The following is a 26,947-nucleotide window of genomic DNA, read 5'->3' on the forward strand; positions in this document are numbered from 1 at the left end:
GATGAAAATTCATGTAGAGCCCGTCACCATTGCGATGGCGACGCCTTTCCGTATATCACGTGGCAGCAGAACCGAATGCCACGTGGTACGAGTAACCATAGAGCAGAACGGCATCAGTGCCCAAGGTGAATGTACGCCTTATCCCCGTTACGGCGAGTCGGTAGAATCGGTGATCAAAGCCATTTCTCAAGCCGCCCATGAACTGCAAGGTTTGTTTGCCAAAGGCGATGCGAACATAGTCTCTCTCAGAGAAAAGCTGCAAACCCTTCTCCCTGGTGGTGCGGCACGTAATGCACTCGACTGTGCGATGTGGAACTTACAAGCTAAGCTAGCGGGCAAGCAACACACTCAAGATTTATTTGAACTACCAGCATCGATTGTCACTGCGATGACCGTGTCGATTAACACGCCAGAGGCAATGGCAAACCAGACCCGCAACTACATCGAGCAAGGCGCAAAACTGCTTAAAGTGAAGCTCGATGGCGAACAAGTGATTGAACGTGTTCGCGCAGTTCGTGAAGCGGCAGGCGATGCGATGATCGTGCTGGATGCAAACGAAGCATGGCAAGAGCTGGATTTAGACGCCACCTTTGCCGCGCTTGCGCCATTAAATATCGCAATGATTGAGCAGCCTTTACCCTCGAATGACGATGAAAAGCTAAAAGACATTTCGCACCCAATTCCACTTTGTGCCGATGAAAGTTGCCATACACGCCAACAATTGCACGAATTGGTAGGCAAATACGAAATGGTCAACATCAAGCTCGACAAGACAGGTGGTCTAACCGAAGCCCTACAGCTTGCAGAAGAAGCGAAACGCCTTGGCTTTACCTTGATGTCAGGTTGCATGTTAGGCACTTCATTGGCGATGCGAGCAGCGCTACCTATCGCTGTGCAATCAAAAGTGGTCGACTTAGATGGTCCGGTTTTACTGGGTCAGGATGTTGAGCCTGCTTTGGTATATCGAGAAGGTGAAATCGTCCTGTAAAGGATCAGTGATCACCCCATCACCCATTTCATGACCTAGATTAAAAAACAATCACCGTCAGCATGAAATAAGTCACATAAATTACGGGGTTATTACGGCATGCTAATACAGTAGTAACCTCTAATGCGCTTTTTCAGCAAGGTGGTGGTTGTATGTATAGAGTCATCCGAAAAATGACATGGAAGACGAAAAGGCGGTAAACCCGCCCTACTCCAATGCAGTTCGTGCCTGATATCAGGTTTGCTTTGGAACCGTTGATTGGCCGCTAAAGGCTCACTCGGTTTCGCACGTCATTTGCAAGGAGGCTCTATGCCTATCAATAAGATCCGCAACGTCGCCTTTGTCGGTCAAACGGGTACCGGCAAAACCACACTGATAGAAAAACTGCTCTACACCTGCCAAGCTACCAACCATTTAGGTTGTGTGGAAAAAGGCGATACGGTGACCGATTTCGACCAACAATCCATCCAATATCAACACAGTATCGAAGCCACACCAGTCGCCCTAAGTTGGAACAAACACCGCCTCAATATCATCGACACTCCCGGACAAAGTGAATTACTCGGACGCACACTCAGCGTGTTCCCTGCCGTTGAAACTTCCGCGTTGATCATCGACCCACAAATGCCCATCAACCAAACGTCTGACCGCTTGTTCGCCTTTGCTAAAGAGCAGCAAAAGTGCCAGATGATCATCATCAACAAGCTCGACAACCACGGTAATCAACTTGAAGCAGTGATGGAAAACATCATCGAACACTTTGGTGATAATTGCTTACCAATCAACTTACCTTCAGCCGATGCTCAATCGGTCGTAGATTGCTATTTCGAACCAGAGATCGAACGCGAGACCCTGCTCGCCAAAGTCGAAGAAGCCCATGAAACCTTGATAGACCAAGTGATTGAAGTCGATGAAGAGTTGATGGAACTGTATCTTGAACAAGGCTCAGAACTGACAGCAGAACAGCTGCATGACCCGTTTGAAGAAGCATTAAGAACCGGACACGTTATTCCAATCTGCTTTGTGTCGTCCGAAACAGGCGCAGGGGTAGAACTGCTGCTGAGAACCCTAGCGGAAATCATGCCGATGCCAAATGAAGGCAACCCACCGCTGTTGGAGAAAAACGGCAAGAAGGTCAAAGTAAACTGTGAAGCACTTGAGCACAGCGTGGCACATGTGTACAAGATCAGCGTCGATCCTTACATGGGCAAACTCGCCTACTTACGTGTTTACCAAGGTGAAATCAACGCAGGCAGCCAACTCTACATTGGCGAGAGCAACAAAGCGTTCAAAGTCGGTCATCTCTACCAATTGCAAGGCAAAGACAGAACGGAGATCCCAAGGGCGCTTGCCGGCGATTTCTGTGTGCTAGCCAAAGTGGATGAGTTGGAATTTGATTCCATTGTTCATGACTCTCATGAAGAAGATGGCGTGCAACTCAAAACCCTCAACTTCCCTGATTCAATGTACTCGCTGTGCCTAAAACCCGTTAAGCGTGGCGACGAGCAAAAGCTTGGGGATGTACTGAATAAAATCGCCAGTGAAGACCCTTCTCTTCGAATCGAACATCGCGCACGCACTAATGAAACCATCATAAGTGGTCAGGGTGAATTCCACCTCAAAGTAGCGCTGGAGAAAATGTCTTCTGTTTACAAACTGGAAGTGGAAACCAGCCAACCAAGCGTCGAATACTTTGAGACCATAACCAAGCCAGCAGAAGGTCATTATCGTCATAAGAAACAGAGCGGCGGTGCCGGTCAATTTGGTGAAGTGCAATTAAAAGTACGCCCACTCGAGCGCGGTGCGGGCTTCAAGTTCATCAATAAAGTGGTAGGCGGTGCCATTCCTACCGCACTCATCCCTGCGGTGGAAAAAGGCATTGTTCAAGCACTAGAAGAAGGAGCGATTTCTGGTAACCCAATCAAAGATGTCGAGGTGACCGTTTACGATGGTAAATACCACTCGGTTGACTCGAAAGAAATCGCGTTTGTCATCGCAGGTAAGAAAGCGTTTTTAGATGCGATCAACAATGCGGACCCGATTGTGCTCGAACCGATTGTTCAAATGGAGCTTCATATTCCAACCGCGAATGTGGGTGATGTATCCGGCGATTTATCTGGTAATCGTGGGCTGATTGAAGGCACAGAACCTATCGATGCGAACTTCACTATGTTAAGAGCCAAGTCTCCGGTCAACGAGCTGCAAGATTATGCTCGTCGTCTACGCTCAATTACTGGCGGTGAAGGCAGTTTTAACATGACGCTCAGCCATTACGAACCAGCGCCACCAGCAGTACAAAAACAGGTCTGCAACGAAGCGACACAGCAAAGCTAAGACTTGACACATTTAACCTCACCAACAAAAAACGCCCTCGAAACTTGAGGGCGTTGTTGTATTCAGTTGAGGTCTATTTGTCTAACGACATACCAATATCTTCAAGCTTGGATTGGAATTGTTCAACACTGTCGGCTTTATAGGTAGGAGAACCGTTAAAATAGCGCGGCTTCTCTGGCAACATCGCGTTCTTGAGTTCTTGTTCCTGATCGACATTGTCATGGTACACCGTTACACGGTTTGGGATATCCTGTTTCATAAATGCCATTTTGGTTCTCCTTTGTTAAGACGAACCTTAAAGTTAAAGGTGGTTAAAAAATAAGCAAAACAAGTTATGTAAAAATTAGACATTCTCGACAGTTTTTATTGTTAAATCCAAAGCATTTTATAAACCGGGCATGAACTGAATTTTGACACTACGTCATCGAACTGGCAGCGAACTCATCCCATCCCCTACCAAACGTGCGCCTATTATCATTTCCACAAATTATGTCTTTTTTTTGAGATTTTAGTCAGTAATGTGTGGATGCAAATAGCCTCATATTCAACTTACTCATAGAGGCGACCTTTTTCTTTTTGAGTTTTACTCGACTTGCTGATTCAGATGAATAGACGTGTTTTTGATAAACGCCCAACCATTGGCATCATCTTGCCTATGTTGAGCGGTTTTTATATGGGAGAGCTTAACGCCACGTTGCGCCAAATGGCTAAGCAACATGGGGTTAATTTGGTATTTATTCGTAGTGGGCATCGCCGAGACTTCGACCTGTCTGTTGCTTTGCATCATCTCGATGCATTGATGGTGGTTTTGCATTCTGCATCCGACCATCTGGTGCAAACAGCGCTGAGCAAAGGCATTCCTGTTTTGTCTTTGGGTGCAAGCTACGCACCGCTTGATGTTGAGCAGTTCATCAGCATACAAAGTGACGGCGTAAAAGCCTTGTATCGCTGGCTGTTGGAGCAAGGACATCAACGCATTGGTTTTTGTGGTGACTTGTCGGTCAACGATGTACGTTCACGTTTTAAAGCCTATCAACATGCTGCCACGGAACATCAAGGGGCTTTCAATCCAGAAGATTTCTTTAGCGTTAGCAACTGCTCGTTAGCGGGCGGACGAGAAGCTGCCGTTGAGTTCGTGCAGCGCAATTCGCAATGCACGGCGGTTATTTGTGCTACCGACCACAACGCCATTGGCATGATGGAGCAACTTAAGCACTTGCAAGTTGCCGTACCAAATGAAGTCGCCGTGGTTGGTATTGATAACGTCTTCTTCGGTAAACAAACTCAGCCACCGTTAACCACTGCCGATCAGCAATTGGAAGTTCTGGCACGCCGAGCATTCAGCCGAGCTATCGAGCGCATTCAAGGGGCTGCGTTTTCAAACCAGATTAACCAAGTGCCACAGAAATTGGTTATCCGTCAGTCCTGTGGTAATCGCAATCCAATCTATGAATCAACAGAATGTCCGAACTCAATTCGTCATGCCCTGTTGAATGTGGAAGGCCGCTCTCCGGCAGAGATTTTTGAGAACTTCTATTCTCAAGCTCAGAACGGCTTTAACTCCATCCTGGACGCTCAAAGCTTGTATGGCAACAACCTCGATTGGGCATGTTTAGCGCAGTGCGATCAGGAGCAATACCATATCGAGAGTTGGGTCGAACAAGGCATGACCCAGCCAACCACGCTGCCAAAACAGAGCACAGCAAGTGATGACATTCGTGACTTCCCTTTCCTTGAAGGCTGCGAACACTTTGTTGCAACAGTGATGCCAATTGCTACGGGGCAAAAAAACCAGTGGCAGTTAGTCGCCGTGGTCGATTCGCTTGAAGATCAACAAAACATCGGCACCCAATCGGTGTTCAACAACTATCTCGATATGTTGTCTTTGTTCATCGAACGTGATGCGCTGCTCAACACCAGCACCTTACGTCAAAAGAACTCACAGCAACTGCTACAGCAACTCAAGGTGGTATCAAACAGCTCAAATGATGGTATTTGGGACTGGGATTTGACCAGTAATAAACTGCGTTGGAACAGTCGTTTGGTCAATATGCTCGGCAATGAAAACATCTCCCACAAACGCTACATCGATTGCGATCAGCTGTTCCAATTTATTCATCCAGAAGACATCGACCAATTAGAAGAACACATCCAAGCTCACTTGGTCGATAAAGTGGCGTTCAAAACCGAATTTCGTATTCGCAAACACGACAACAGCTATATCTGGGTGCAAGCCAATGGCTCTGCAGTACGCAACGCACAAGGTCATGCGGTGCGCTTTATCGGCTCAATGACGGATGTGACTGAGCAGCGAGAAAGCGCCGCGAAGATCCATCATATGGCGTATTTCGATGCGCTAACGGGTGTCGCCAACCGTCGCAAAATCATGGAAGAGATTGTTGAACACATCCGCGTCAATCCGGATAAGCCTCGTGCCATCATGTTGATGGATCTCAATCGCTTTAAAATGATCAATGATTCTTTCGGACACCATGTCGGCGACGCTCTGCTATGCCACATAACCAAAGAGTTAGAGAGTGTTTTAGTTGAGCCTCATACCATTGCGCGACTCGGCGGAGATGAATTTCTGTTCTTCTGTCATGTCAGCAATGCCGCCCAAGCCAACCAGATTGCTAGTATGATTTTACGCACCATCGAAAAGCCAATGATTCATGAAGAGATGGAATTGGTCAGCCAAGGCAGTTTAGGGATTTCCTTCTACCCATCGGATGGCCATAGCCCTGAAGAGTTGGTCAAAAAAGCCGATATCGCCATGTATCAAGCGAAGCAACTCGGTGGGCGCAAAGTGGTGCATTACAACGACACCATGGAAGCGACGACACAAAGCTTAATTAAGTTCGAACACCACCTAAATCGCGCTTTAGAACAAAGCGAAATTGATGTGTTCTACCAACCTCAGTTGTGCCACAAAACGCAGCGTGTGATCGCAGTAGAAGCCTTGGCTCGTTGGCAATCTGAAGCGCTTGGCTTTGTCCCTCCAAGTCAGTTTATTCAGGTCGCTGAAAACGCAGGTATGATCTCGCGATTGGGAGAATACATTCTCAATCGAGTCTGTCGTGACGTGCAGCAATCCGCTTGGTTACAATCAATGAGCCATATTTCGGTCAACATCAGTGCACGTCAGTTGGTACAGCCTTATTTTGCTGACGAGGTGATTCAAACCATCCTTAACTACCGATTGCCATTGTCTCTGTTCTGCATCGAAATCACCGAAACAGCAGCCATTAGTGACTATGACTTGTGTGTAAAATCGCTTGAGAAGCTCAGAAAAGCGGGCATTACCATCTCTTTGGATGATTTCGGGACTGGCTTCTCTTCGTTGTCGTTATTGAAGAAGTTGCCATTGAGTGAAGTCAAAATCGACCGTTCTTTCATCGCCGACATCATCAAAGATCAATCCAACCTCGATTTCGTTTCCACTATGATTTTGATGGGTAGAAGTTTGGGTTATCGCGTGGTCGCAGAAGGGGTAGAAACCGCAGAGCATGTATCTAGCTTAAGCGAACTCGGCGTGGATTTACTTCAAGGTTATTACTTCAGCAAACCCCAACCTATTTCTCAGCTAGAGCAACAATACACGCCACTTGGTGCCGTTTAAACACAACAAGGCGAGCTCATGTGCTCGCCTTGTTCTGTTCTTCACCGTTGGTTTTAAATACATCGCTTTAGAAAACCTTCTTGTCTAATCCAACTTCATTTCCATCAACGGTCGCCACATCTCGATAATCTCTTCTTCCGATGGCATTTCGCTTTGCTCGATGGTTTTCACTACGCGACATGGATTCCCCACCGCAACGCATTCTGCTGGGATGTCTTTGGTCACCACGCTGCCTGCCCCAATAATCGCTCGGTCACCAATTGTCACGCCATCCAAAATGATGGCACCCGCACCAATCCACACACTATCACCGATGGTAATTGGGTTGCCCGTTGCTATGGGACGAACACGCTCGGCGAGCTCAAAGGGGTGTCCTGCCGTACTGATCACCACATTAGGACCAATTTGCACGTACTCACCAATATGAACAGGCGCAAGATCGAGAATGGTAACGCCTGCATTCAAAAAGCCACCTTGGGTAAAGTGAATGTTCTTGCCCATGTCACAATAGAACGGCGGCACGACGTTCACGCCTTTCGCACTGCCAAGAAGTGATTCGATAATCTCGGCTTTCTTCAAATGCTCAGAAGGTCGTGCGTGATTAAAGTCATACAGCTTCTCCTTCACTTCGGTTTGAAACTCAAACAACTCAGGCGTAATAGGAATATGCACAGAAAAATCAGCCAGCTTACTACTCATCGACAACCTCTAAAGAAACAAGAACACATCGATAAATAATCGTAAATTCAGCCAGTTAACTACCAATTTTTCGCATCATTTCGCTAGGTATTTGCGAGCAACAACGCATTTTGATGTTGGCAATTGGACGCTCGATGTTTATCTTGAAATTCCATTCAGCATGGAAAGCAGATTGATGTCACGAAAAGAGCTAAGCCAGATGGGCAGCGCCCAAGTGTTCCTAACAGAAAAAGAAGGCCTTAAAGTCATTGAGAAACGCAACCCTACGCAGGTTGAAGTAGCGTTTTACCAAAAGCAATCTGCTAGATTTAATCAGCAAGGTATCCTTGTCCCAGAATTCATCGGGTTCGACGCTGAGCAAAATACCTTATGGATTGAGTACATTCCTCACCCAGTAGATCAAGCATTCCTTCTACAAGATCCAAGAGTTTTGAGGCGTCTTGCCCAAATTCATCAAACTCCACAGCCCGCCAATAACGCCATATTTAAATCCCATACGTGGACAGATGAAGAAACAACATCAGCATTTGAAACCCTCCACCTAGATGCTCAAACCGAGGCTCAGCTCCATCATTTTCAAACCCAAGCAAAGTACCTCTTCAAACCCCAAACTCTGCTCTCAGGAGACAGTAACGCTGGCAACTGGGGGCTAAGGGATAATGGCGAGTTGGTACTGTTCGATTGGGAACGTTTTTCTACTGGTCATCCTGCGATTGACCTATCGCCCTTGGTGGCAGGAATGGGTACCATAGAAGACTACAAACAAGTCGCAAAACAATACATAGCAATGGGTGGAAAGGGGATAGAATCAGAACTCACCACTGCGGTCCTACTAGCAAAAGCTTGGATCGTAATTGAGGTGACAAATTTGCTGGTTTCCAGAAGCAATCCGCAAGCCAGCAAATATATAGAATGGTTTAGACAGACATTACCAAAGTGGTGCAAATCGGTGTCATTAGAGGCAGGTTTAGCTGAGCGTTAGCTTATCGAACTCGGCTCTTGGATCTGATAGAGGCGGCGCTCGTTGTCTGCACAAGTAGTCTCACAGTTACACACTTTATCAACGCCTACGTTACTCAAACCACCGCAACTGCCTTGAATGCGTTTGTTATGAAAGATCACGCCCAGTGACATCAACAAAATGATGGCTAAGAACCCAAGAAAAGTGAACAACCAAACCATTACTTCACCTCTTTCACGTAGGAAGAAACCAATGCTTTGAGTTTCATCGGGCGAAGCGTCATTAGTGTTTTTTGGGATTGAGATTGAGGATTAAGCAATAGCGAAGACGCTTTTTTGCTGCCACAGCCTCCGCAACCACCTTTCTTAGCGTGATTGATAGAAGGTCGGCCTTGCGTGGCAAGCGTTAATGGCGAACGCGGCACACCCATCACATCATCCAGTGAGCTGCGAGTCGATAGCTTAAAGACTTGCTTACCACTGCTCAAAAGCTTACCCAGCGCACGTTCACCAATGTTGCGAACCAACACCGCATCCACTTTGTATTCTTGCAAAGATTGGATAAGTTGTGATTTTGCTTTGCAACCAGCTTGTGGCATAGAAGCAATATTAGCTAGATTCTTTAACAATCCGTCTGAATCGGAATAAATCGCAATGTATGGGGCTTTAACAAAGTGATTGGCGACACGTTCGCCGTCATTCGGAATAGCGTAAATCATGAGTTTGACTCCTGGTCAGGAAAAACAAGTGCATGACCCTCAACTAGGCTTTTCGCGACTTTAAAACGCGCGCTTTTAACCGTATTACCAAAGGTCTGGCGAGAGACTCCCATTTGGTCGGCGGCTTGTTGCTGGCTCAATCCTTCCAGATCGGCCAATCTCAATGCCTCTAGTTCTTCTGGCAATATGTTGACTTTTTCTAGCTCGTAAAACGGTACACCATTGGGCTTAAAGCAATGGTGCGCTGCACGTCCACATATACGTCTTTCTATTTTTGGTCTCGCCATCACATCCTCTCTACAAAACGCCTTCACCTTACGCCCGTTTATGGCATATGCCAATTATAGTTTTTAGCATATGCCAATATCTTAGTTTGCAAAAATCGTATCCATAGCGAAATATTCGTTAGACATCTAATAATAATGCAACAACACATACAAACCACCATACGATTCATTGACATGAGTCGATAAAAAACCTCTCATTTCTGTGGCCATTTTCATCAAATGTTCACCATCATTTTCACGCTTGTTAACAAACAAAGCTATAATTCACCTAACACATTAGTTTGAACACTAATGATTAATTCGTTACCCTAAGTGAGCTATTTAGAGAAAGGAAACTCAATATGACGTACAAAACTCCCTTACTACTAGCGATTGGTGCGCTAGCAGCGACCAACGCAAACGCAAGTGAGTGTGGAACGGTTACCATTGCAGATATGAACTGGAACTCTGCAACACTGATTGCCAATGTGGACCGTTTTATTCTTGAGCACGGCTACGGCTGTGATGCCGAACTCATCCCAGGCGACACCATGCCTACCGGCACCTCAATGATCGAAAAAGGACAGCCCGATGTGGCACCAGAACTTTGGAGTAACAGCCTTAAAGATGCGCTAGACAAAGGTGTTGAAGAAAAACGCCTACGTTATGCTGGTAAAGCGCTTGTCGATGGCGGTGAAGAAGGTTTCTGGATCCCTGCCTACCTTGTTAAGCAATACCCTGAAATGAAAACCATCGAAGGTGTGAAAAAACACGCGAAGCTGTTCTCTCATCCTGAAGACAAAGCAAAATCCGCATTCTACAGCTGTCCTGCTGGTTGGAACTGTCAGATCAGCGCAGGCAATCTTTTCAAAGCAATGGATCTTGCTGACTCAGGTTTTGACATCATTGACCCAGGCTCAAGTGCCGGTCTATCTGGTTCAATCGCAAAAGCTTACGAACGCGAACAAGCATGGTTTGGTTATTACTGGGCACCAACTGCGGTTCTTGGTAAGTACGACATGGTTAAAGTCGATTTCGGTAGCGGCGTTAATGAAGAAGAGTTCGTGAGCTGTACTACTCAAGCGGATTGTGAAGCGCCAAAAGCAACCATGTACCCACCTTCACCAGTGCACACGATTACCACTGAAGAGTTTGCTTCACGTTCTCCAGCAGCGTACGACTACTTCACTAAACGTGGTTTCACCAATTCAGACATGAACCAACTGCTCGCTTGGATGGAAGACAATCAAGCAGACGGTGAAGAAACCATGTTCCATTTCCTAGAAAACTACCCACAGATCTGGACCGCATGGGTTCCTCAAGACGTAGCTAAAAAAGTGCAAGGTGCACTGTAAGACTTAGACGTTTCGTAAATGGTATAGGAATACCAAAATTGTTGTATGCCGAGACTCGCTTGAGTCTCGGCAAGAAAAGGAAGTAAACATGTCTGACTCGAATTGGCTTAGCGAATTCCCAGAAATGGATCGCTCAGATCTTAGAGCCATCCGCAAAACCTTAGATGGAGCCTACCGCGATTTCTCTCGCGAATACGGCGACCTAATTGAATCATTCTTCGACCCTCTTCTCTCATTTCTCGTTTGGTTCGAAAAACTCCTCATTTCTACACCATGGATGATCATCCTTGCTGTGTGTACCGCGTTAGTTTATGCCGCGAGTCGCTCATGGAAATTGGCTGTCGCGTGTTTCGTGTCATTGATCCTGATTGGGTACTTTGGCATGTGGGAAGATACGATGCGGACGCTCAGCATCATCACGGTGTGTACCATGCTCGCCATTGCGCTCGGTATTCCGATTGGTATTGCCATGGCGCGCTCAAATCGCGTGCAATCCGTCGTAACCCCGCTTCTTGATGTTATGCAAACCATGCCAGCGTTCGTCTACCTGATTCCTGTCGTGATGCTTCTAGGTATTGGTAAGATTCCGGGCTTGATTGCTGTGGTTATCTACGCGATTCCACCAGTGATTCGTTTAACCAACTTAGGTATTCGACTGGTAGATAAAGAAGTACTTGAAGCCGCTACTGCCTTTGGTGCCAGTAAGAAGCAGCGCTTAGTAGGCGTGCAATTACCTTTGGCAATGCCAACCATCATGGCTGGTATCAACCAAACCATCATGATGGCGCTTTCTATGGTCGTTATTGCTTCGATGATTGGCGTAAAAGGCTTAGGTCAGCCAGTATTAAAGTCAATCACGAACCAGTATTTCACGCTTGGTCTGCTTAACGGCTTGGCAATCGTGGCACTGGCGATTCTGTTTGACCGTGCATCGCAAGCTTACGCAAAACGAACGCAAGCACACCTAGGAGATCTGAAACATGACTAAGCCACTTATTGAAATCAGCGGCCTGTATAAGATCTTCGGCCGAAAACCAAATTCTGTTATCGACCGTGTTAAGCAAGGACAGAGCAAAGACCAAATTCTTGCTGATACCGGCCATACCGTTGGTTTAAAAGACATCAACCTGCAAATCAACAAGGGCGAAATCTTCGTTATCATGGGTCTATCAGGCTCTGGTAAATCGACCATGATTCGTCACTTCAACCGTTTGATTGACCCGACCATGGGACAAATCTTAGTTGAAGGCGTCGACGTAATGCAGTTGTCGTCAAAAGAATTGGAAGAGTTTCGTCGCCATAAGATGTCGATGGTATTCCAGCGCTTTGGTCTGTTGCCTCACCGAACTGTGGTCGACAACGTAGCTTACGGCTTGGAAATCCAAGGCATCAAGAAAGAAGCACGTCTTGCCAAAGCCAACGAATGGTTGGAAACAGTAGGCCTTAAAGGTTACGAGAACCAGTACCCTGCACAGCTTTCTGGTGGCCAGCAACAACGTGTAGGCTTGGCTCGCGCATTGGCGACCGACGCTGAGATCCTATTGATGGATGAAGCTTTCTCGGCGCTCGACCCACTGATCCGCAGCGAGATGCAAGATCAGCTTATCGAACTGCAAGAGAAGCTACATAAGACCATTATCTTTATTACTCACGATTTGGACGAAGCACTTCGCTTAGGCGACCGTATTGCTATCTTGAAAGACGGTGAATTGGTACAGCAAGGTTCTCCAGACGAAATTCTGCTTCATCCTGCTGATGAATATGTAGAAGCCTTCGTTAAGGACGTTAACCGAGCGCGCGCTCTGACCGTAGAAACCGTGATGCAGCCACCGGCGTATCGCATTGCAGCGACGACCATTGAAGAAGCCTTGATAGAAATGAAACGCGTGAAGCAAGACTATGCCTACCATGTAACCGACGACGGCTATCAAGGTGTGGTGACCAAAGAGAGCTTGCTTGACGCTGCGAAAACCGATGCAGCACAAGAACTCGATGAAGAAATCTACGAAGAAGTGCCTGTTGTCTCTCCGGATTCTGTGATTGAAGAAGTGCTACCGGACACCATGTCTTGTGACTACTCACTGCCAGTTGTCGATGACGAAGGTAATCTGCAAGGCGAACTAGAACGAAGCGCCGTGGCCGAAATCTTCACTGACAATACCGAAGAGGAATCTCCGTCAAAGGAGGTCAAAACGCCACCAGCAATGGATAAGGCATCCTAAAACGCAAAAGGCTCATCATCTGATGAGCCTTTTTTATCTGGTGACGTTTTAATATCGCGCTATGAAAGCCAAATCATAAACGCAAAGATCACAACCAACAGCAAGATACCAAAATAGCTGATACGTAAGCGCATCGCGTCCGATACCGGTTTGTGTGGGCGTTTACCCAGAGTAAGAATCGACACACCAAGATATCCAAGGTAGTAGCTCACTCTCTCGAGGAGAAAGTCGATAATAATCCAACGGACAAGCGCCCCAAGTACCCTAAGGGCTCCTATGAAGAATTCTTCCATTATTCTTTTCCTTTTCCTTCTTCTTTGCAAATCACTGACGTTAAAGAGTTTTTCTAACAGAGGCTGTTCAATGGTTTGCTTTGTTCTGACGCAGGTCTAGGAAACAAGTCTATTATTATCACGGTATACCTAAGTGACCTTAGCATACATGCAACGAGATTACTTTGGTATGTCAACTTGTTGATTTAGAGAGGAATAAAATGAAAAAGACATTATTAGCACTCACAGGTGCGGTCATTATTCTAGCAGGCTGTCAGGATGAGAAACCAGCGGAGACAACTGCGGTTGACGTTCCTCAAGCCACTGAAGTTGAAAGCACGGTTGATGCGACACCAATTGAAGAAGAGCAAGTGATCACTCCGGACACGTTCGTAGATTCTGGCCACAATGCGCAAAATGCATTGGATTGGAACGGCATTTACAAAGGTAAGCTTCCTTGTGCAGATTGTGCGGGTATCGATACCACGCTAACTCTGAATGAAGACGGCACTTACTCATTGGTAGAGCTTTATGAAGGTAAAGAAGGCGACCCAATCAAATCAGAAGGTAAGTTCACTTGGAACGAATCAGGCAACACCATTACATTGGTTGATGAGTCTGGTCCAAACCAGTACTTCGTTGGTGAAAACATGCTAATGAAGCTGGACATGAACGGCGAAAAAGCAACAGGCGAGTTGGCTTCATTCTACAACCTGAGCAAGATGCCTTAATGCTGAATAGCAATTCAATTTAATCCTGATAAAGACCAAATCCGAGCCTCCCCCGCTCGGATTTTTTCATTCTCGTTAATTAGAACGACAATCAAGAATTTTCATTTATTAAGAAAAATAACAATCCAACCAATTGACGCAAACGATTGCTATTGATAGATTGCGCCATCTTTTTTATTTGTAAGTATGTCGTATGCAAATCTTTAAACGTTTCACTGCACTTGTTCCTGCAGTACTTTCCTTCTCTGTTTTCGCTCAAACTCAACCTATCCTTGTTCAGGGTGCAATGGATATTGAAACCAGCACATTAGTTGAAGCATTGGATGATGCAAAAGAAACCACCGTTGGCTCTTGGACTTTCTGGCAAGGTGAAATCGACGGCTACCCAGTAGTCGTGTCTCGTACCGAGGTTGGCTTAGCGAATGCTGCCGCTTCTACTACGATTGCGATTGAACACTTCAATCCTAAGTACATCATCAACCAAGGTACATCGGGCGGTCACGACCCTGAGCTATACCGTGGTGACATTGTCGTGGGTGAAGCCAGCTTCAACATGGGCTCTTACAAGTCTGAGTTTACTGAAAAAGGCAAAGGCATCGACCCAACGAAGTGGCAGAACTTCGACGTAACCATGCGTCTACGTGAAAACGGTGAGTTTGTTGAACACAAACAATTCAAAGCGGATCCGGCACTGGTTGAAACCGCTCTCTCTTTGTCTGAAGAATACAAAAAAGGCAAAGTCGTGAAAGGCTTGATTGGCTCAGCGGACGAATGGAACCGCGAAGTGGATCGTATCAACTGGTTCCATGAAACGTACGGTACGTCTGTTGAAGAAATGGAAACGTCATCAGCGGCATTGGTTGCTCAAGCTTACCAAGTGCCTTTCGTTGGCATCCGTATCCTTTCGAACACAGATCAACACAAGCAAGACTTCGAACCACAAACTGCGGTCGATTGTCAGCTATACACGATTGATGTGATTAAAGCGCTGATCAAAAAGCAATAGTCGCTTTTTTGAATCGCAAAGGGAGGCCGAGTGCCTCCCTTTCTTGTTTATAAGCACTGCTGCTTAAGCCAGTTAGTCAACTTAATGATTTCTGGTTGGCGAGCTCGATTCTTCTTATGTACGAAGTAAAAACTGTCGCCCGTTTCTAAGCCGTGAGAGGGGATATAAACCAAGTCTTGAGCCTTGTCCCGTTCATTCAACATGAAGTCATTGGCAAACGTAATACCCTGATCGTAACGAGCGGCTTCGATAGCCAGCAGCATGTGACTGAAATGCTGCATATCAATGTCTTTAGGCAATTCAAACCCGCCAGCTTTACACCACTCCGCCCAATCTTTACCGCGCTCACGATAGATAGAATCAGTAGACAGAATCGGATAGTGCCAAAGCGCCTCTGGCATCGGTTGATCTTGAATTTCCTTCCAAATGTTGAGGCTGCATACCGGATACAAGGTCTCGTCATATAAGCGAACTGCCATGTAGTTGCGCTTTGGCTTCTGCACCGTGATAAAGCAATCACCAACGCTGTCGGTTTGCTCTGGGTCTCCTGCAACCATGTTGAGCGTCAGATCGATTTCTGGATGCTGACGCTTGAAGTCTGCCAATCGTGGGATCAACCATTTCACCGCCAGCGAGCTGTAAATCGCCAAACGTAGACTGCCCTTTTCACCTTCCCGCACTTTTTGGCTCGCCATCGCAATGGCACTGATCGCAGGGCTGATGTCTTCAAGATAACGAAACCCCGTATCCGAGAGAGACAGCTTACGACCTTGGCGAATAAACAGAGCTTCACCAAGGTAGTCTTCTAATATACGAATCTGATGACTCACGGCGCTTTGGGTTACGTTGAGCTCTTCTGCTGCAAGGGAAAAGCTCAAATTACGCGCAACGGACTCAAAACAGTGAACCGCTCTCAGAGGTGGCAATTTCATTATCTAAAAATCTCATACTTAAACTAATAAATATCATTTCACTTCATCCTATGACATCACCTACTCTTTGGCAAAGAATGAGGAGAGGAATAACGTGAAAGTCACATCTGTCGGCGCAGCCATGCTGCTATTAATTGTTGGTAACCTAATTGCGGTGCTCTCAGACGCTTTGATCAAAAGTGTCGGTAACGAGGTGCCGGTTTTTCAGTTCGTGTTTTACCGACAGCTGTCAGCAGTGATGATTTTGTTACCTGTATTCTTGCTCACCAAACAAGCACCGTTGATGGAAGGCTTTAAATGGCATGCAGTGCGTGCCCACGTTTGGCTAACTGGCGCGATTTTCATGGTGTTTGCTATCTCGTCTATGCCCCTCGCCACCGCAAATGCGATCTTTTATGCCGCTCCTTTGATCATGTTACCTCTGGCAGCGATCTTCTTTGGAGAGAAGCTTTCTGCACAATCTATTGCAGCGGCAGTGATGGGCTTTGCAGGCGTGCTTGTGATTATTCGACCAGACCAAGTTGATTGGGCGGCACTATCTGCTCTGGTTGTCGCGGTTACGTTAGCAATTAACAACCTGTTGATCCGCAAGTTGCCAAAGAACCAATCAGTGCCACACACGCTATTGATGACTAACCTAGCCGGCATTCCTGTGTCTCTATTGCTAGTGTTTATCGAAGGTGAAGCGTGGGATTGGAGCTCCTTCCCTGTTGCGGCAGGTTCAAGCCTATTTATCATGATTTACGCGGCAACTTGTGTATTGGCTTATCGCTCCATCGATAGCAACAAAATCGCCAGCGCAGAATACAGCGGCTTAATTGGTGCGGTAATCGTTGGTTTGATTTGGTTTGGTGAAGTGCCAGATATCTTTATGGCAATAGGCACAGTGATGATTGTGGTGCCTCTGGTTTGGCTATCTAAGCGCGAACGCCGCAAACAAAAACAAGCCCAAGCAGCCAAACTTGCGGAAGAGCAAAAACATCATCAAGCGCCAGCAGCGTAAACAACCAAAAAAGCCGAGCATTCATCGCTCGGCTTATTGTTTTAGGGCAACACAGATGAGCATTGTCTTTCGTGGGTTATTGACTCATTAGTTTTTGATGGCATTAATGGTTGCCGCTTTTTGCTGTAACGCGTTAAAGTCAGCGCTCTGCTTAATTTGGTTCAAGGTGCCAGTAACATCAAACGTACCAACCACCTGCTTTGCGGCCTCAAAGGGTGTCACTCCTTTTTGCAATTGAAGGATGTCATAGCCTGCCGCCTTCAACGCATAAATTGCGGCTGCACCACTTGGATAGAAATATCCCCAGCCAAACTGAGACTCCACACTTTCACGGTTTTGATACTGAGTCGTAAACGCGTAGCTATCGACGAACTTAAGCTCAGAGAAATTCGGTAGCGCATTTCTCAATGCCATCACTTCAACATACCAAGCGCTGCCTTCAAACAGCTCTTGGCCTAATCCCATGTTCTTCGCATAACGCTTACTGCTGGTATCAATATTGATCTGCTCCTGAGTCAAAGCAATGTATTGCTTAAGCATGGTTTTCGCTTCGTCTTGGGTTATTGTTTTAGGCAAGGATTTAAACAGATCCAGTACCGCTAGCTTGTAAGTGATCTGCTCTACATTCACAGGGTAACCGTTGAGCTCGTTAAAGTAATCGGCAGGATCGCTAAAGTGCTCCAGCTGATAATCATGAAACATCTCATGCACAGCTAATGCAATAGTGTTGCGTTGATGCTCACCTTTTACGAAGGTCTCTGACGGCTTATACACTTGGAGATAGTACTTCGCTCCATTAAACGTATATTGCCTTTCATACACCCCATTACCTTTGTTTATTGCATCATGAAAGACGTGCATATTGGTTTCGTATTGATAGATATTCAGAGCACCACTTTCATTGGCGCCTAACTTTTGCGCTTCTTCTGGGACTTTGGAAGGATTGACCAAATAGGCAGTGACTGGCGTGCTGCTCTTCTCATCCAAACGTAGAAAGTAAGCTGGCGTACCTGATAAGTAGTCCCCATAACCGCCCCAAACAGATTGGAATTTCAGTGCATTCACAGAGGCATTAAGTTGCTCGAAAAGCTTACTATCAACCTCATTGGTCAAAGACGTTTCGCCTTCAGGGGAGACAAGTTTACCGAGGCCATACTTGGTTATCTCTTGCTCAGACATGTTGTGTATGTCTTGCGCCGGCGCGGCATTAATCGTGAAGTAGTAAAAACCTTCAGGGTCTGGCAAACCCATCTTTTTGTAGTAATCAATGTAAGGTTGATGATACTTGTGACCAACAGGGAAATCCGTTGCAACTTGATCTTCCGTTGCCCATGAATGAACGCCAATCGTTGCGCCGCTCTCAATCGTTCGGTTTACACCTGCCAAAAACAAATCAGTGCCGCCAGAAGCAATTTGCCCACTGCTTGCAATATAGGAGTCCAACTGTTTAGCACGGACTTGATAAGCCAGTTCGAGGTTTGATTCATCATCAACAGAACCATCAATACTGATGAACTTGAGCTGCTTCACGTTGGCATGTTTTGTCATCATTTGCTCAAACGCCTTTGGTGAGCCCTGACAAATAACACCTTGCAGTTCTGCGACGTCTCCTTTCACAACAAACGACAAACCCGGCTCTTGAGCTGACAGTTGGTCTCCACATTGAGAAGTAAATGTGTTGGTTGTTGATGTGCTTTGGTCCTTCCCTTCTGAACGACAACCAGATAATGCCACGGCAATGCTCAGCGCCAATATTTGTTTTTTCATTCCTTTCTCCAATAAAACGCCGTTCGATAGGAGAAATGATAAACAAAAAAATCCTGTTTTCTGGCGATTCTTACGTTGGCTTACAGACGCTTAATAATCCATCGATAACACCGGTTTTGTAAGCAACTCGCATACAATTTAGGTTGCCTAAACATTCGAGGGAGCCTCAGATAGGCATCAGCTGCTATAGTTAAAACAGTAAATAATAAAACTAGGGCAGTATTGAAATCGTCATCACCTCTCCTACTTTCTCAGCACTCTGGCATTTTTAGAGCGAGCGTTCGCTCTTGATTCGATTCATCGCTGCCTCTTTTTTGAGGGTCTGCGCATGCAAATTGGTTTCAAATCGACGCTTCAATCTTTTGTCCTTTCAACGCTTTTTCTTATCTCTGTTTTCAGCCCTTATGCTTCTGCATCTTCACTAAAAGTAGGAACTTACCCCTGTCCACCTTTTGTCATTGGCTCTGTTGATTCGGAGCTAAACGGCCTCAGTATTGAGTTGTGGGAGCAAATAGCCAAAGAGATGAATGTCGAGTTCACTTTCGAAAACCACCCATTGGATGATCTTCTTAACTCGATAGAAACGGAACAAATCGACATTGGTGTTTCATGCATTTCAATTACTCCAGAACGTGAGTTATTTGCAGACTTCTCCCACTCTTTCTATGAGACCCACCTTGCAATTGCAGTTAAAAACCAAGGATACCTACATTCCTTACAATCGATCTTCATGAACCCTGCATTGTGGTTAATCGTTGGCGCGATCATTCTGGTTGCAGGTTTGGTTGGGGCGTTTTTCTACGCGATAGAAGAAGGGAAAAATGAAAAGCTGTATTCGATGAAAAGCCGAGTAGGACGTTGGGTTGAGAGCTTTATTCTTGGGTTGCTTTTCATTACGCGAGGCCCCTTTAACTACTTCGAGTTTAAGAGCTTAACAGGACGCATCGTAACGGTGTTTATTGGTGTGTTTAGCATGCTCTTTATCGCCAGTATCACCGCCGTGCTTGCCAGCAAATTGACCCTAAGCCAAGGCTATTCTCAAATCAAAAGCATTAACGATCTCGCCAATGTCAAAGTGGGAACCAAAACCGCAACCACCTCATCTTTGTTACTTACAAGCTTCGGTATTCGTCATCACGATTATCAAGACATGACTGCGCTTTTAAATGCATTGGATACTGGAGAAGTCGAAGCAATCGTTGCCGATGACGTCGTGCTCAAATACATGATTGGTAACGGCAGAATATCGGGGCAATATGAAGATTTAGAGGTGCTGCCTTACCAGTTAGAAAAGCAGAACTATGGCTTCATCATTACTGAAAACAACCCGTATGAGGAAGAGATCAATCGCGCTCTACTGCAAATTCGTGAATCACGGAAATGGCGTAAGATTTTGGTCGATTATTTTGCAGACAAGTAGTGTTCACCACTGTCTTCTAAAATGAAAAAAGCCCTTAAGTTCAATGAACAAAAGGGCTTTTGTATTCAATCTCGTTGGCGATTATTGCGGTAGAACCACTTTGCCATCTTGAATTGGGAAAGTTTTACCTGCAGGTTTGCTTTGCATACGAACGGTTGTTGGCGCCCCAGCAACTTCGTAAGTGACATCGTAACCCACTACTTTCTCAGACGTGGTGTATTCAGTGTGACATTGCTTCTCAGTTGATGTCACAACATCACCCTTTTGTACATTGTCTTGGATCTTACGACCTGTCATCGCACCAGCAACAGTACCTGCAGCAGTCGCAATCACTTTACCTGAACCACCACCGATTTGGTTACCCAATGCAGCACCTGCCGCTGCACCACCCACAGTGCCAAGGATCTTGTTGTTGTCCGTTGGTTCTACTTGATGTGTTACTACCACGTCTTTACACACTTGGTGTGGGTTTTTCACAGTTTCTGTTACCGCTTCAACAAGCGTGATATTTGCTTCTGTTGGTGCTGGTGGCGTTTTGTCTTTACAACCCGCTAGTACTGCAACAACCGCTGTTGCGATTGCGATAGATTTCATATTCATGATTTACTTTCCGATACGGTTATCTTTGTTTGGCGATATAGTAAATCTAGAAGAAAAATTCACATCAGGTGAAAACAAACGTCCGGTCATTAGCAGGTTAAAATACAGCGTTTTATAAACGCCGTGTTAGAGAAAGCTCAGAGAACGGTCAATTGGAGCGAGATCACATCAGTTTGAGCAATGAATATTGCGCTAACTACAATGCCAAATTGAGCAAACTTTAGGCAGGCACCATCCAACGAGTCCAAAATGCAAGCAACATCGTGGCAAACATGACCCACACCAGGGTTGCAGCCGTCAGTGTCCCCACCAAGCTCAAGCGGTAGCTAAAGTAGAAAACCGAAATTAGGTACGCCGCGTAAGGAATCAAAGAATAGATGCCAAACAGAGCCGTTTGGCGCAGGGCTTCCATGTCTCGCTCGCTACCGACAATAAAGTGCGCGATCAGAGCAAAGGTCGGAAATAAAGGCACGAGCCCCGCGATATAAAAGCTTTTCGACTTCGATAGCATAGCAATAATCAATACCGCCACGGCACCAAGCAAAGATTTAAGAAACAGACTGGTCATCAGTGTATGCCAAACACCCTAAGCTAGGCTCAAGAAGAGCTCATCATCGGTTAGATACTTATGACGATGACTCAGACTGCGTAGGTGCATAAACATAAAATCAGGAAAACCAGGTGCGATAACGTTGTTTGGTTCCCAGAAGATGCCACCAACAAATACATAACGACCTTGCTTCTCATCATCATGTAAAGGGTTGTTGATTGGTGTTGTCAATTCAGCACGACAACCTTCGACAACACAAACGATCTGACCTTTGAAGATCCCGATCACTCGTTTCACAAGATTAGCTTTAATCCCACACTTCCAAGCTTGGCGCGTTGCCCACTCATAGCCGTGTTTGTTGATCGCTTTTTTCTGTAGATGCACAACCAAATTCATCGTTCATTCCTGACTTGACCTTTGCTTGTACTATAACCAAATCACCTGTTAGGTTTGCCGATATTAATTTATCGAAACCATAGAAGGTAAAAATCAAGAAACGAGAGCGTTACAACAAATCGCCATTTACTTAACGGTTTTTAGGATTTTTCTGACATTAGAAACAGAGTTGTGTTGCATAGAATAGCGTCACATTTATAAAAATAATTATGACAACAAGGTGACGTATGGCTTTTGATGACTACTGGAAGAAGGTTCGCGAAAAGCACCTGAAAAGTGCCAATCTAGAAGGGCTTATTGTAAAAAGGGTTCGCGCTAATACAGGAAGTAAACGTCTTCCCTATCGCACAAAATGTGGCGCGCTGTGCGAAATCAAATACAACGAAGTGTGTGAATCACAAAAAGAGTGATGACATTGCACCACCCTTTTTCATCATGACTCACTTCGATATTTAAGCGTCGATAAGGTAGTTATCGCCCTCGTTTTCTAGACGATCAAGCAATACGCGACACTCATCGAGATCGAGCGGCTGCTCAAAACGACGCTTCAAATTCATCAAAAAGAAAATGTCTTCACACATCGCTTTCTCTGGCTCATCACTGATTTTCGCCACTGGAGAGCCATTACACGAAACCATCTTGATTACGATGGAGAGCGGCTTATAAGCGACACCTTGTTCTTTAGTGTACTCACCCATATCGTTTGCCAAAAACGTACCAATACCAAAGCTGATTTGTACTCGACCTTGGAAGTGCTCACAAATGTCCAATGCTTGGTCAAAGTTTAAGCCGTCTGTAAACACCAAGGTTTTGGTCATAGGGTCGATGCCGAGCGATTGGTAATGCTCAATCATCTTCTCGCCCCATGTGTAAGGGCAGCCACTGTCATGACGAACACCAGCGTATGCATTACTTAGCTCTTCATCGAAGTCTTTTAAGAACGCATCAATACCAATGGTGTCTGTTAAAGCAATGCCTAGCGCGCCATTAAACATCTTTTGCCAACGCTGCAATGCTACCTTTTGTGAATCACGAACATTCACGAGCGCTTGGTGTCCCATAAACCATTCGTGTGCCACCGTACCGATTGGGGTGAGATCGAGCTCTTTCGCCAAATGGTAGTTACTGGTTCCAGTTAGGCTGTCAGGTAACTCTTGGCTCAGATACTGCAGCATTGAGCGCTGGGCTTGGAAAGAGAAGCGACGACGGGTCGACATATCAGCAAACTTAAAGTTAGTGATATTGCGGCGTGTTAGTTCGGATTTTAGATGACTAACTTTCTCTTTAAGAACAGATTGGAATTGCTCGACTGGAATGTCTGCCCAACGTGCACGGCTACGCACTTCGGACACAATACTCATGATAATGGTTTCGTAGAGAATGGTTTCTTTCCAAAGACCATTGATGGTGATGCGTAATTGGCTTGTGCCATCAGCCATGGTTTTAGTATTGAAAGAAACATCACGTTGAGGGTTAAAACGAAATGCATGCAGAGCGTCAACAAACTCAGAGCTAAGATAAGGCGCGACACCTTTCATGTACTCGATTTCTTCTGCCGAGAAAGTGATATCTTGCAGTTTAAGAACTTCCGCTTTCACATCTGGCAGTAGTTCAGACAGGTCTTCTTCACTGCGAACAATGAATTTGTAGGACACCATCGCATCTGGATAAAGCGCTGCAACAGCACTCATCATATTCACTTTGTATACGTCAAAATCTAACGCACTTTGAATGATGCGAGACGAAAATAAATTGGTGGTCATTCGGAGCCCTTCTACACGCCCTTTTTCGTTTATACCCAAATTCCCTCAGCACGGTGCAAACCGCATCTTATTGTTTTCCCAACGAAGTTGGTGGGAAGTTCTCAACAAGGCAAACTTGGGTATATAACTTGTTGTTACTAACTAAATTGCGTAAACAATAAACACCCACTATTAGTTTGTCAACTTTTGTTACTAACCACTCTTTTTTATAAGGTTTTTACGCGCAATAATCCAACAGCTATTGTGGATAACCTTAACAGATACGCACATTCATGCTTAAACACCACCACTAAGAAAATACATGTACGTTTCTAACAATCGGTTACTTACCCATTGATTGACTACTTGTTATGCGCTAGATTACTTACAAATCAATCTCAGGACCCAATCATGATCGTAACTGTCGACATCATTCCATTCAGACTATCTGGCTGTGCCGATAAAGGGTTGGAAGTGTTGCTGATCAAACGCTCAAATCCAGAACGCCCCTACCACGGCGTGTGGGCTTTGCCTGGTGGATTTGTGTTTGATAAAGACATGACGCACGAAGGTGGACGAGCAGCAGACGAAAACTTCGAAGCAGCGCGACGTAGAATCTGCCGTGAAAAAATTCACACCTACCCTCGCCACTTTAGCGAAGCTTTTGTCGATGGCGACCCAAAGCGTGACCCTGAAGATTGGAGCCTGAACATCACCCACTACGCCTTAGTAGACCGCAATAACAAAGAACAAATCGACAACGCTGGTGTACCAGAATGCCATTTGAAGTGGTTCCCGCTGCAAGCAATTCTTGATGGTGAAGAAACCCTCGCTTTTGATCACCAAAAGATGATTGAAAAGGCATGGCAGAAGCTGCGTGCCTCTATTGAATACACCTCAGTATTGTTGTTCGCACTCGATAAAGAATTTTTGGTCGCAGACATCATTGCCGCTTACCAAGAGTTCGGTATCGATATCAGTCGTATGACGATCAAACGCCGCTTGATTGATTCTGGTGTTCTAAAGCCAACCAACAAAGTCGCTTCCACCAACAAAGGTAAAGGCGGTAAGCCAGCCATGGTGTATACCCTAGCAAGCGACGAAGTGACCTTTTTCCAAAACTGTTTGCGTGGTTAACGCAAGCACAAAAGACAGACAAGGAGTCTGCCATGACCGTTCGAGTTAACTACCAAACCACCGCAGTGATCGACGTGGATCCTGAAAAAGGCTTCACTGAACTTTGCCCTGACGAATTACCCGTCACTGGCGCATTAGAAATCGTTCCAGAGCTATTAAAGAACCACACTAAAGGTCGCTTAAAGCTTGTTAGCCGTGATTTGCACCCACCAAAAGCGGCTTGGGACGCAGAAACGCCAGCGAATATGCTTGACCCTGTCGGCCTACCTAATGTGGACATTAAGTGGAACCGCCACTGCGTGCTTGGTACCACGGGCGTTGAACTGCTGGACGGTCTGCCTCCTGTTCTGGAATACGATTTCCAAGTCAACAAAGGCATGGACCCAGACGCACACCCTTACGGCATCTTTTTCCACGACGTGGCTGATACCAAAGCTACAGGCGCGAATGAGTTCCTTAAATTCAACAACATCGATACGGTTGTTGTTGGTGGCTTAGCGCTTGATTTTTGTGTTAAGAAGTCCGTGACTCAAGCTCTCGATTTGGGTTTTAAAGTGATTGTGAACCTAGCCTCTAGCCGCGCGGTCTTGCCAGATACTATCGATGCAGTGATTGCGGAGATGGAAGAGAAAGGCGCAGTGTTTGTTAACAATGCAGATGACATCATCGTCGAGAACTTCGCGTAATTTTCGTCGGATTAAACCTAAGCCCATCAGCTTTTGCTTATAAAGAAAACGGTCCAGCTTATCTGGACCGTTTTTTGTTTGTGGCGTCTAAGAAGGGGATTACTTAATCACACCACACACAATGCGAGCACCGCCGCCGCCAAGTTTCGCCGGATGGTCGGAGTGGTTATCGCCCCCAGCATGAACCATCAAAGCACGACCTTTTACGTCATCAAGTTTTACACGTGGTGCTAATACTGGCTGATCCGCCACACCATGAGCATTCACGTAAAGCGCTGGTAAATCGCCAAGGTGATTGTCGTCCGTCCAAGGGAAGCCATGCTTGCCTGTTTTTTCTGGGTCATAATGCCCTCCGGCAGCACCGCCAAGTATCGTTTTACCTTCTTTGGTAATACTGTCGCACGAGCCGTTAGCGTGTAGATGGAAGCCATGTGTACCAGCAGGTAACCTCTGTAGTTTCGGCGTAAAAACGGTGCCGTAATCACTGTCGCTGATCATCACGCTCCCGGTTGATTGACCAGAGCCAAGGTCAATCATTTCTACGCTTACTGTATCGGCAAAAGTTGGGGAAGAGAGAAGCGTAAGTGCAGCAAGCCATGTTGTTTTATTCATACTGTGGGTCCTATTTATTGTTATTTATCAGTGTTGAAGTGATTTCAACACATTGGATTGACCATAGATCTCGGCAAACTCTTTCAAATTTAACCCTGCTTTATTGCGCATCTCTGGTGAACAGTCCGCTTGATAGAGGTCTTTCGCTATGCCGATTTCACGCTTGATAAGTGCCCCCATTAATGCGGTGTTACCACGTTTATCTTGCAGGCAGGCGTTAGCGCCGGAATCAAGCAGCAAGCGAACGGTTTCTCGATGTCCTTGATACGCTGCCACCATCAATGCGGTATAGCTTTGAGTGTTACGTTGGTCGATTGGGAAGCCTTGAGAAACAAATGTATCGACCACTTCGTTATTGCCAATTCGCGCTGCGTCAAAGAACAGTTCAACCAAAGATTGGTATTCCTCTTCCAGTTTGTCTTCGGCAGCTAATAAGCTCAGCGAGAAGCTCAAAGAGAACAGAACGGCACTGAGCAAAAACACGGTTTTCATTTACTCACCCTCACTAACAGAATTTGAGAATGACCCACGGGAGCCCTGATTTTCGGGCAGAAAAGAGCAGATAAATCTCCCGCAGGTCAAAACTTATTGCTTACATCATCGCTTTGTTTTTCACTTGCTTGAGATTGGTATCTGTCGCCTCAGCCAGACGCGTACCGTACTCTTTATCTGCGCGATAAAAATAACTCACCATGGTTTCCTTAACATCTTTATCCATCACCTTGTTCAGGTCACCCGCTAAGTTGGCAATCAAATCACTCTGGTCTTGCTCGTTCATGCTGCGGAACAACACACCCGCTTGGTAGAAGTTGCGAGGATTGCTGATCGCTTTTTGTTGAACCGTACCAACCAGCTTGGTTTCAACCGCTTTAAATTGCGTGTCTTCTGCCAGTGCCAGTTTACGGCTTGGTTCGTAGTTCACATCACCATT

29 protein-coding genes are annotated in these 26,947 nt (G+C 45.8%); 14 read left to right on the plus strand and 15 right to left on the minus strand.

Features of this window, described 5'->3' with window-relative positions:
• The first annotated feature begins 1 nt into the window (after position 1).
• Both dgcA and fusA read left to right on the plus strand, forming a co-directional pair.
• Positions 2 to 988, plus strand: a complete 987-nt coding sequence (dgcA, locus tag KIT90_RS02110) for an N-acetyl-D-Glu racemase DgcA (RefSeq protein ID WP_285374851.1) — start codon at positions 2 to 4, stop codon at positions 986 to 988.
• A gap of 309 nt (positions 989 to 1,297) precedes the next feature.
• Complete coding sequence (fusA, locus tag KIT90_RS02115; protein WP_285374853.1) at positions 1,298 to 3,322, plus strand: elongation factor G; 2,025 nt, start codon at positions 1,298 to 1,300, stop codon at positions 3,320 to 3,322.
• 73 nt (positions 3,323 to 3,395) lie between these two features.
• On the opposite strand, the gene KIT90_RS02120 is transcribed toward fusA, so the two are convergent.
• Positions 3,396 to 3,590 (minus strand): hypothetical protein, encoded by a 195-nt coding sequence (locus KIT90_RS02120; protein ID WP_020196099.1) that lies wholly within the window; start codon positions 3,588 to 3,590, stop codon positions 3,396 to 3,398.
• A 336-nt stretch (positions 3,591 to 3,926) separates the two neighbouring features.
• On the opposite strand from KIT90_RS02120, the gene KIT90_RS02125 reads away from it, so the two are divergent.
• Complete coding sequence (locus KIT90_RS02125) at positions 3,927 to 6,941, plus strand: EAL domain-containing protein (protein ID WP_285374856.1); 3,015 nt, start codon at positions 3,927 to 3,929, stop codon at positions 6,939 to 6,941.
• A gap of 84 nt (positions 6,942 to 7,025) precedes the next feature.
• Here the strand turns inward: KIT90_RS02125 and KIT90_RS02130 are convergent, their stop codons facing one another.
• Positions 7,026 to 7,640 (minus strand): sugar O-acetyltransferase, encoded by a 615-nt coding sequence (locus tag KIT90_RS02130; RefSeq protein ID WP_285374858.1) that lies wholly within the window; start codon positions 7,638 to 7,640, stop codon positions 7,026 to 7,028.
• Between the two features lie 175 nt (positions 7,641 to 7,815).
• On the opposite strand from KIT90_RS02130, the gene KIT90_RS02135 reads away from it, so the two are divergent.
• Complete coding sequence (locus KIT90_RS02135) at positions 7,816 to 8,622, plus strand: phosphotransferase (RefSeq protein WP_285374860.1); 807 nt, start codon at positions 7,816 to 7,818, stop codon at positions 8,620 to 8,622.
• Here the strand turns inward: KIT90_RS02135 and nqrM are convergent.
• From nqrM to KIT90_RS02150, 3 genes are read right to left on the minus strand one after another with little or no spacing between them, the layout of a single operon-like run.
• A complete protein-coding gene (nqrM, locus tag KIT90_RS02140) occupies positions 8,619 to 8,822 on the minus strand; it encodes a (Na+)-NQR maturation NqrM (protein ID WP_285374862.1) in 204 nt (67 codons plus the stop codon). The genes KIT90_RS02135 and nqrM overlap by 4 nt on opposite strands.
• Positions 8,822 to 9,319 (minus strand): NifB/NifX family molybdenum-iron cluster-binding protein, encoded by a 498-nt coding sequence (locus tag KIT90_RS02145; protein ID WP_285374864.1) that lies wholly within the window; start codon positions 9,317 to 9,319, stop codon positions 8,822 to 8,824. The genes nqrM and KIT90_RS02145 overlap by 1 nt, the downstream gene beginning before the upstream one ends.
• Positions 9,316 to 9,606 carry a DUF134 domain-containing protein gene (locus KIT90_RS02150; RefSeq protein WP_005452940.1) on the minus strand — a complete coding sequence of 97 codons (291 nt, stop codon included), beginning with the start codon at positions 9,604 to 9,606 and terminating at the stop codon, positions 9,316 to 9,318. Before KIT90_RS02150 ends, KIT90_RS02145 begins: the two co-directional genes overlap by 4 nt.
• Positions 9,607 to 9,947: 341 nt before the next feature.
• Between KIT90_RS02150 and KIT90_RS02155 the strand changes: the two genes are divergently transcribed.
• The 3 genes from KIT90_RS02155 to KIT90_RS02165 all read left to right on the plus strand — a co-directional run bounded on the left by KIT90_RS02155 (position 9,948) and on the right by KIT90_RS02165 (position 13,162).
• Complete coding sequence (locus tag KIT90_RS02155) at positions 9,948 to 10,940, plus strand: ABC transporter substrate-binding protein (protein ID WP_285374869.1); 993 nt, start codon at positions 9,948 to 9,950, stop codon at positions 10,938 to 10,940.
• A gap of 88 nt (positions 10,941 to 11,028) precedes the next feature.
• Positions 11,029 to 11,928 carry a proline/glycine betaine ABC transporter permease gene (locus tag KIT90_RS02160; RefSeq protein ID WP_020196104.1) on the plus strand — a complete coding sequence of 300 codons (900 nt, stop codon included), beginning with the start codon at positions 11,029 to 11,031 and terminating at the stop codon, positions 11,926 to 11,928.
• Positions 11,921 to 13,162: a glycine betaine/L-proline ABC transporter ATP-binding protein gene (locus tag KIT90_RS02165; protein WP_009706378.1), complete on the plus strand. Its 1,242-nt coding sequence runs from the start codon at positions 11,921 to 11,923 to the stop codon at positions 13,160 to 13,162. Before KIT90_RS02160 ends, KIT90_RS02165 begins: the two co-directional genes overlap by 8 nt.
• A 59-nt stretch (positions 13,163 to 13,221) precedes the next feature.
• Here the strand turns inward: KIT90_RS02165 and KIT90_RS02170 are convergent, their stop codons facing one another.
• On the minus strand, positions 13,222 to 13,347 hold the full coding sequence (locus tag KIT90_RS02170; RefSeq protein ID WP_267238854.1) for a hypothetical protein: 126 nt from the start codon (positions 13,345 to 13,347) through the stop codon (positions 13,222 to 13,224).
• Positions 13,348 to 13,655: 308 nt separating this feature from the next.
• Here KIT90_RS02170 and KIT90_RS02175 point away from each other — a divergent pair, with 308 nt between their 5' ends.
• Together KIT90_RS02175 and KIT90_RS02180 are read left to right on the plus strand one after the other, a co-directional pair.
• On the plus strand, positions 13,656 to 14,165 hold the full coding sequence (locus KIT90_RS02175; protein WP_005441521.1) for a copper resistance protein NlpE: 510 nt from the start codon (positions 13,656 to 13,658) through the stop codon (positions 14,163 to 14,165).
• 193 nt (positions 14,166 to 14,358) lie between these two features.
• Positions 14,359 to 15,171 carry a 5'-methylthioadenosine/S-adenosylhomocysteine nucleosidase gene (locus tag KIT90_RS02180; protein ID WP_285374876.1) on the plus strand — a complete coding sequence of 271 codons (813 nt, stop codon included), beginning with the start codon at positions 14,359 to 14,361 and terminating at the stop codon, positions 15,169 to 15,171.
• Positions 15,172 to 15,218: 47 nt separating this feature from the next.
• On the opposite strand, the gene KIT90_RS02185 is transcribed toward KIT90_RS02180, so the two are convergent.
• Positions 15,219 to 16,103 carry a LysR substrate-binding domain-containing protein gene (locus tag KIT90_RS02185; RefSeq protein ID WP_199459623.1) on the minus strand — a complete coding sequence of 295 codons (885 nt, stop codon included), beginning with the start codon at positions 16,101 to 16,103 and terminating at the stop codon, positions 15,219 to 15,221.
• A 94-nt stretch (positions 16,104 to 16,197) separates the two neighbouring features.
• Here KIT90_RS02185 and KIT90_RS02190 point away from each other — a divergent pair, with 94 nt between their 5' ends.
• Positions 16,198 to 17,106 (plus strand): DMT family transporter, encoded by a 909-nt coding sequence (locus tag KIT90_RS02190; RefSeq protein ID WP_039988494.1) that lies wholly within the window; start codon positions 16,198 to 16,200, stop codon positions 17,104 to 17,106.
• 87 nt (positions 17,107 to 17,193) lie between these two features.
• On the opposite strand, the gene KIT90_RS02195 is transcribed toward KIT90_RS02190, so the two are convergent.
• Positions 17,194 to 18,873, minus strand: coding sequence for a hypothetical protein (locus tag KIT90_RS02195; RefSeq protein ID WP_285374886.1), 1,680 nt, complete (start codon positions 18,871 to 18,873; stop codon positions 17,194 to 17,196).
• A 328-nt stretch (positions 18,874 to 19,201) separates the two neighbouring features.
• Between KIT90_RS02195 and KIT90_RS02200 the strand changes: the two genes are divergently transcribed.
• Positions 19,202 to 20,293, plus strand: coding sequence for a transporter substrate-binding domain-containing protein (locus KIT90_RS02200; RefSeq protein ID WP_285374888.1), 1,092 nt, complete (start codon positions 19,202 to 19,204; stop codon positions 20,291 to 20,293).
• Positions 20,294 to 20,374: 81 nt separating this feature from the next.
• Here KIT90_RS02200 and KIT90_RS02205 read toward each other — a convergent pair whose 3' ends face one another.
• From KIT90_RS02205 to KIT90_RS02215, 3 genes are all read right to left on the minus strand, one after another.
• On the minus strand, positions 20,375 to 20,893 hold the full coding sequence (locus tag KIT90_RS02205; protein ID WP_009706385.1) for a glycine zipper 2TM domain-containing protein: 519 nt from the start codon (positions 20,891 to 20,893) through the stop codon (positions 20,375 to 20,377).
• Between the two features lie 220 nt (positions 20,894 to 21,113).
• Positions 21,114 to 21,461, minus strand: a complete 348-nt coding sequence (locus KIT90_RS02210; RefSeq protein ID WP_045415961.1) for a GlpM family protein — start codon at positions 21,459 to 21,461, stop codon at positions 21,114 to 21,116.
• An 18-nt stretch (positions 21,462 to 21,479) separates the two neighbouring features.
• Positions 21,480 to 21,839, minus strand: a complete 360-nt coding sequence (locus KIT90_RS02215) for a hypothetical protein (RefSeq protein WP_005436373.1) — start codon at positions 21,837 to 21,839, stop codon at positions 21,480 to 21,482.
• A gap of 227 nt (positions 21,840 to 22,066) precedes the next feature.
• On the opposite strand from KIT90_RS02215, the gene KIT90_RS02220 reads away from it, so the two are divergent.
• On the plus strand, positions 22,067 to 22,249 hold the full coding sequence (locus KIT90_RS02220) for a hypothetical protein (RefSeq protein ID WP_032802795.1): 183 nt from the start codon (positions 22,067 to 22,069) through the stop codon (positions 22,247 to 22,249).
• Positions 22,250 to 22,291: 42 nt separating this feature from the next.
• On the opposite strand, the gene pncB is transcribed toward KIT90_RS02220, so the two are convergent.
• The gene (gene pncB, locus KIT90_RS02225) at positions 22,292 to 23,602 is read right to left on the minus strand and encodes a nicotinate phosphoribosyltransferase (protein WP_285374894.1); all 1,311 of its coding nucleotides are present in this window, start codon (positions 23,600 to 23,602) and stop codon (positions 22,292 to 22,294) included.
• A gap of 390 nt (positions 23,603 to 23,992) precedes the next feature.
• Here pncB and KIT90_RS02230 point away from each other — a divergent pair, with 390 nt between their 5' ends.
• Positions 23,993 to 24,718, plus strand: coding sequence for an NUDIX domain-containing protein (locus tag KIT90_RS02230; protein WP_005436370.1), 726 nt, complete (start codon positions 23,993 to 23,995; stop codon positions 24,716 to 24,718).
• Positions 24,719 to 24,750: 32 nt separating this feature from the next.
• Positions 24,751 to 25,404: a nicotinamidase gene (locus KIT90_RS02235; protein WP_285374897.1), complete on the plus strand. Its 654-nt coding sequence runs from the start codon at positions 24,751 to 24,753 to the stop codon at positions 25,402 to 25,404.
• A gap of 99 nt (positions 25,405 to 25,503) precedes the next feature.
• Here the strand turns inward: KIT90_RS02235 and sodC are convergent, their stop codons facing one another.
• The 3 genes from sodC to KIT90_RS02250 form a co-directional block, all read right to left on the minus strand.
• A complete protein-coding gene (gene sodC, locus KIT90_RS02240) occupies positions 25,504 to 26,016 on the minus strand; it encodes a superoxide dismutase [Cu-Zn] SodC (RefSeq protein ID WP_285374899.1) in 513 nt (170 codons plus the stop codon).
• 27 nt (positions 26,017 to 26,043) lie between these two features.
• Positions 26,044 to 26,508 carry an ankyrin repeat domain-containing protein gene (locus KIT90_RS02245; protein ID WP_064487828.1) on the minus strand — a complete coding sequence of 155 codons (465 nt, stop codon included), beginning with the start codon at positions 26,506 to 26,508 and terminating at the stop codon, positions 26,044 to 26,046.
• A gap of 100 nt (positions 26,509 to 26,608) precedes the next feature.
• Positions 26,609 to 26,947 (minus strand): catalase-related domain-containing protein (locus KIT90_RS02250; protein ID WP_285374906.1); only part of this gene is annotated, 339 nt, incomplete at its 5' end.

This window comes from Vibrio sp. B172a, from assembly GCF_030248355.1.
In the GTDB taxonomy this organism is placed as follows: domain Bacteria; phylum Pseudomonadota; class Gammaproteobacteria; order Enterobacterales; family Vibrionaceae; genus Vibrio; species Vibrio owensii.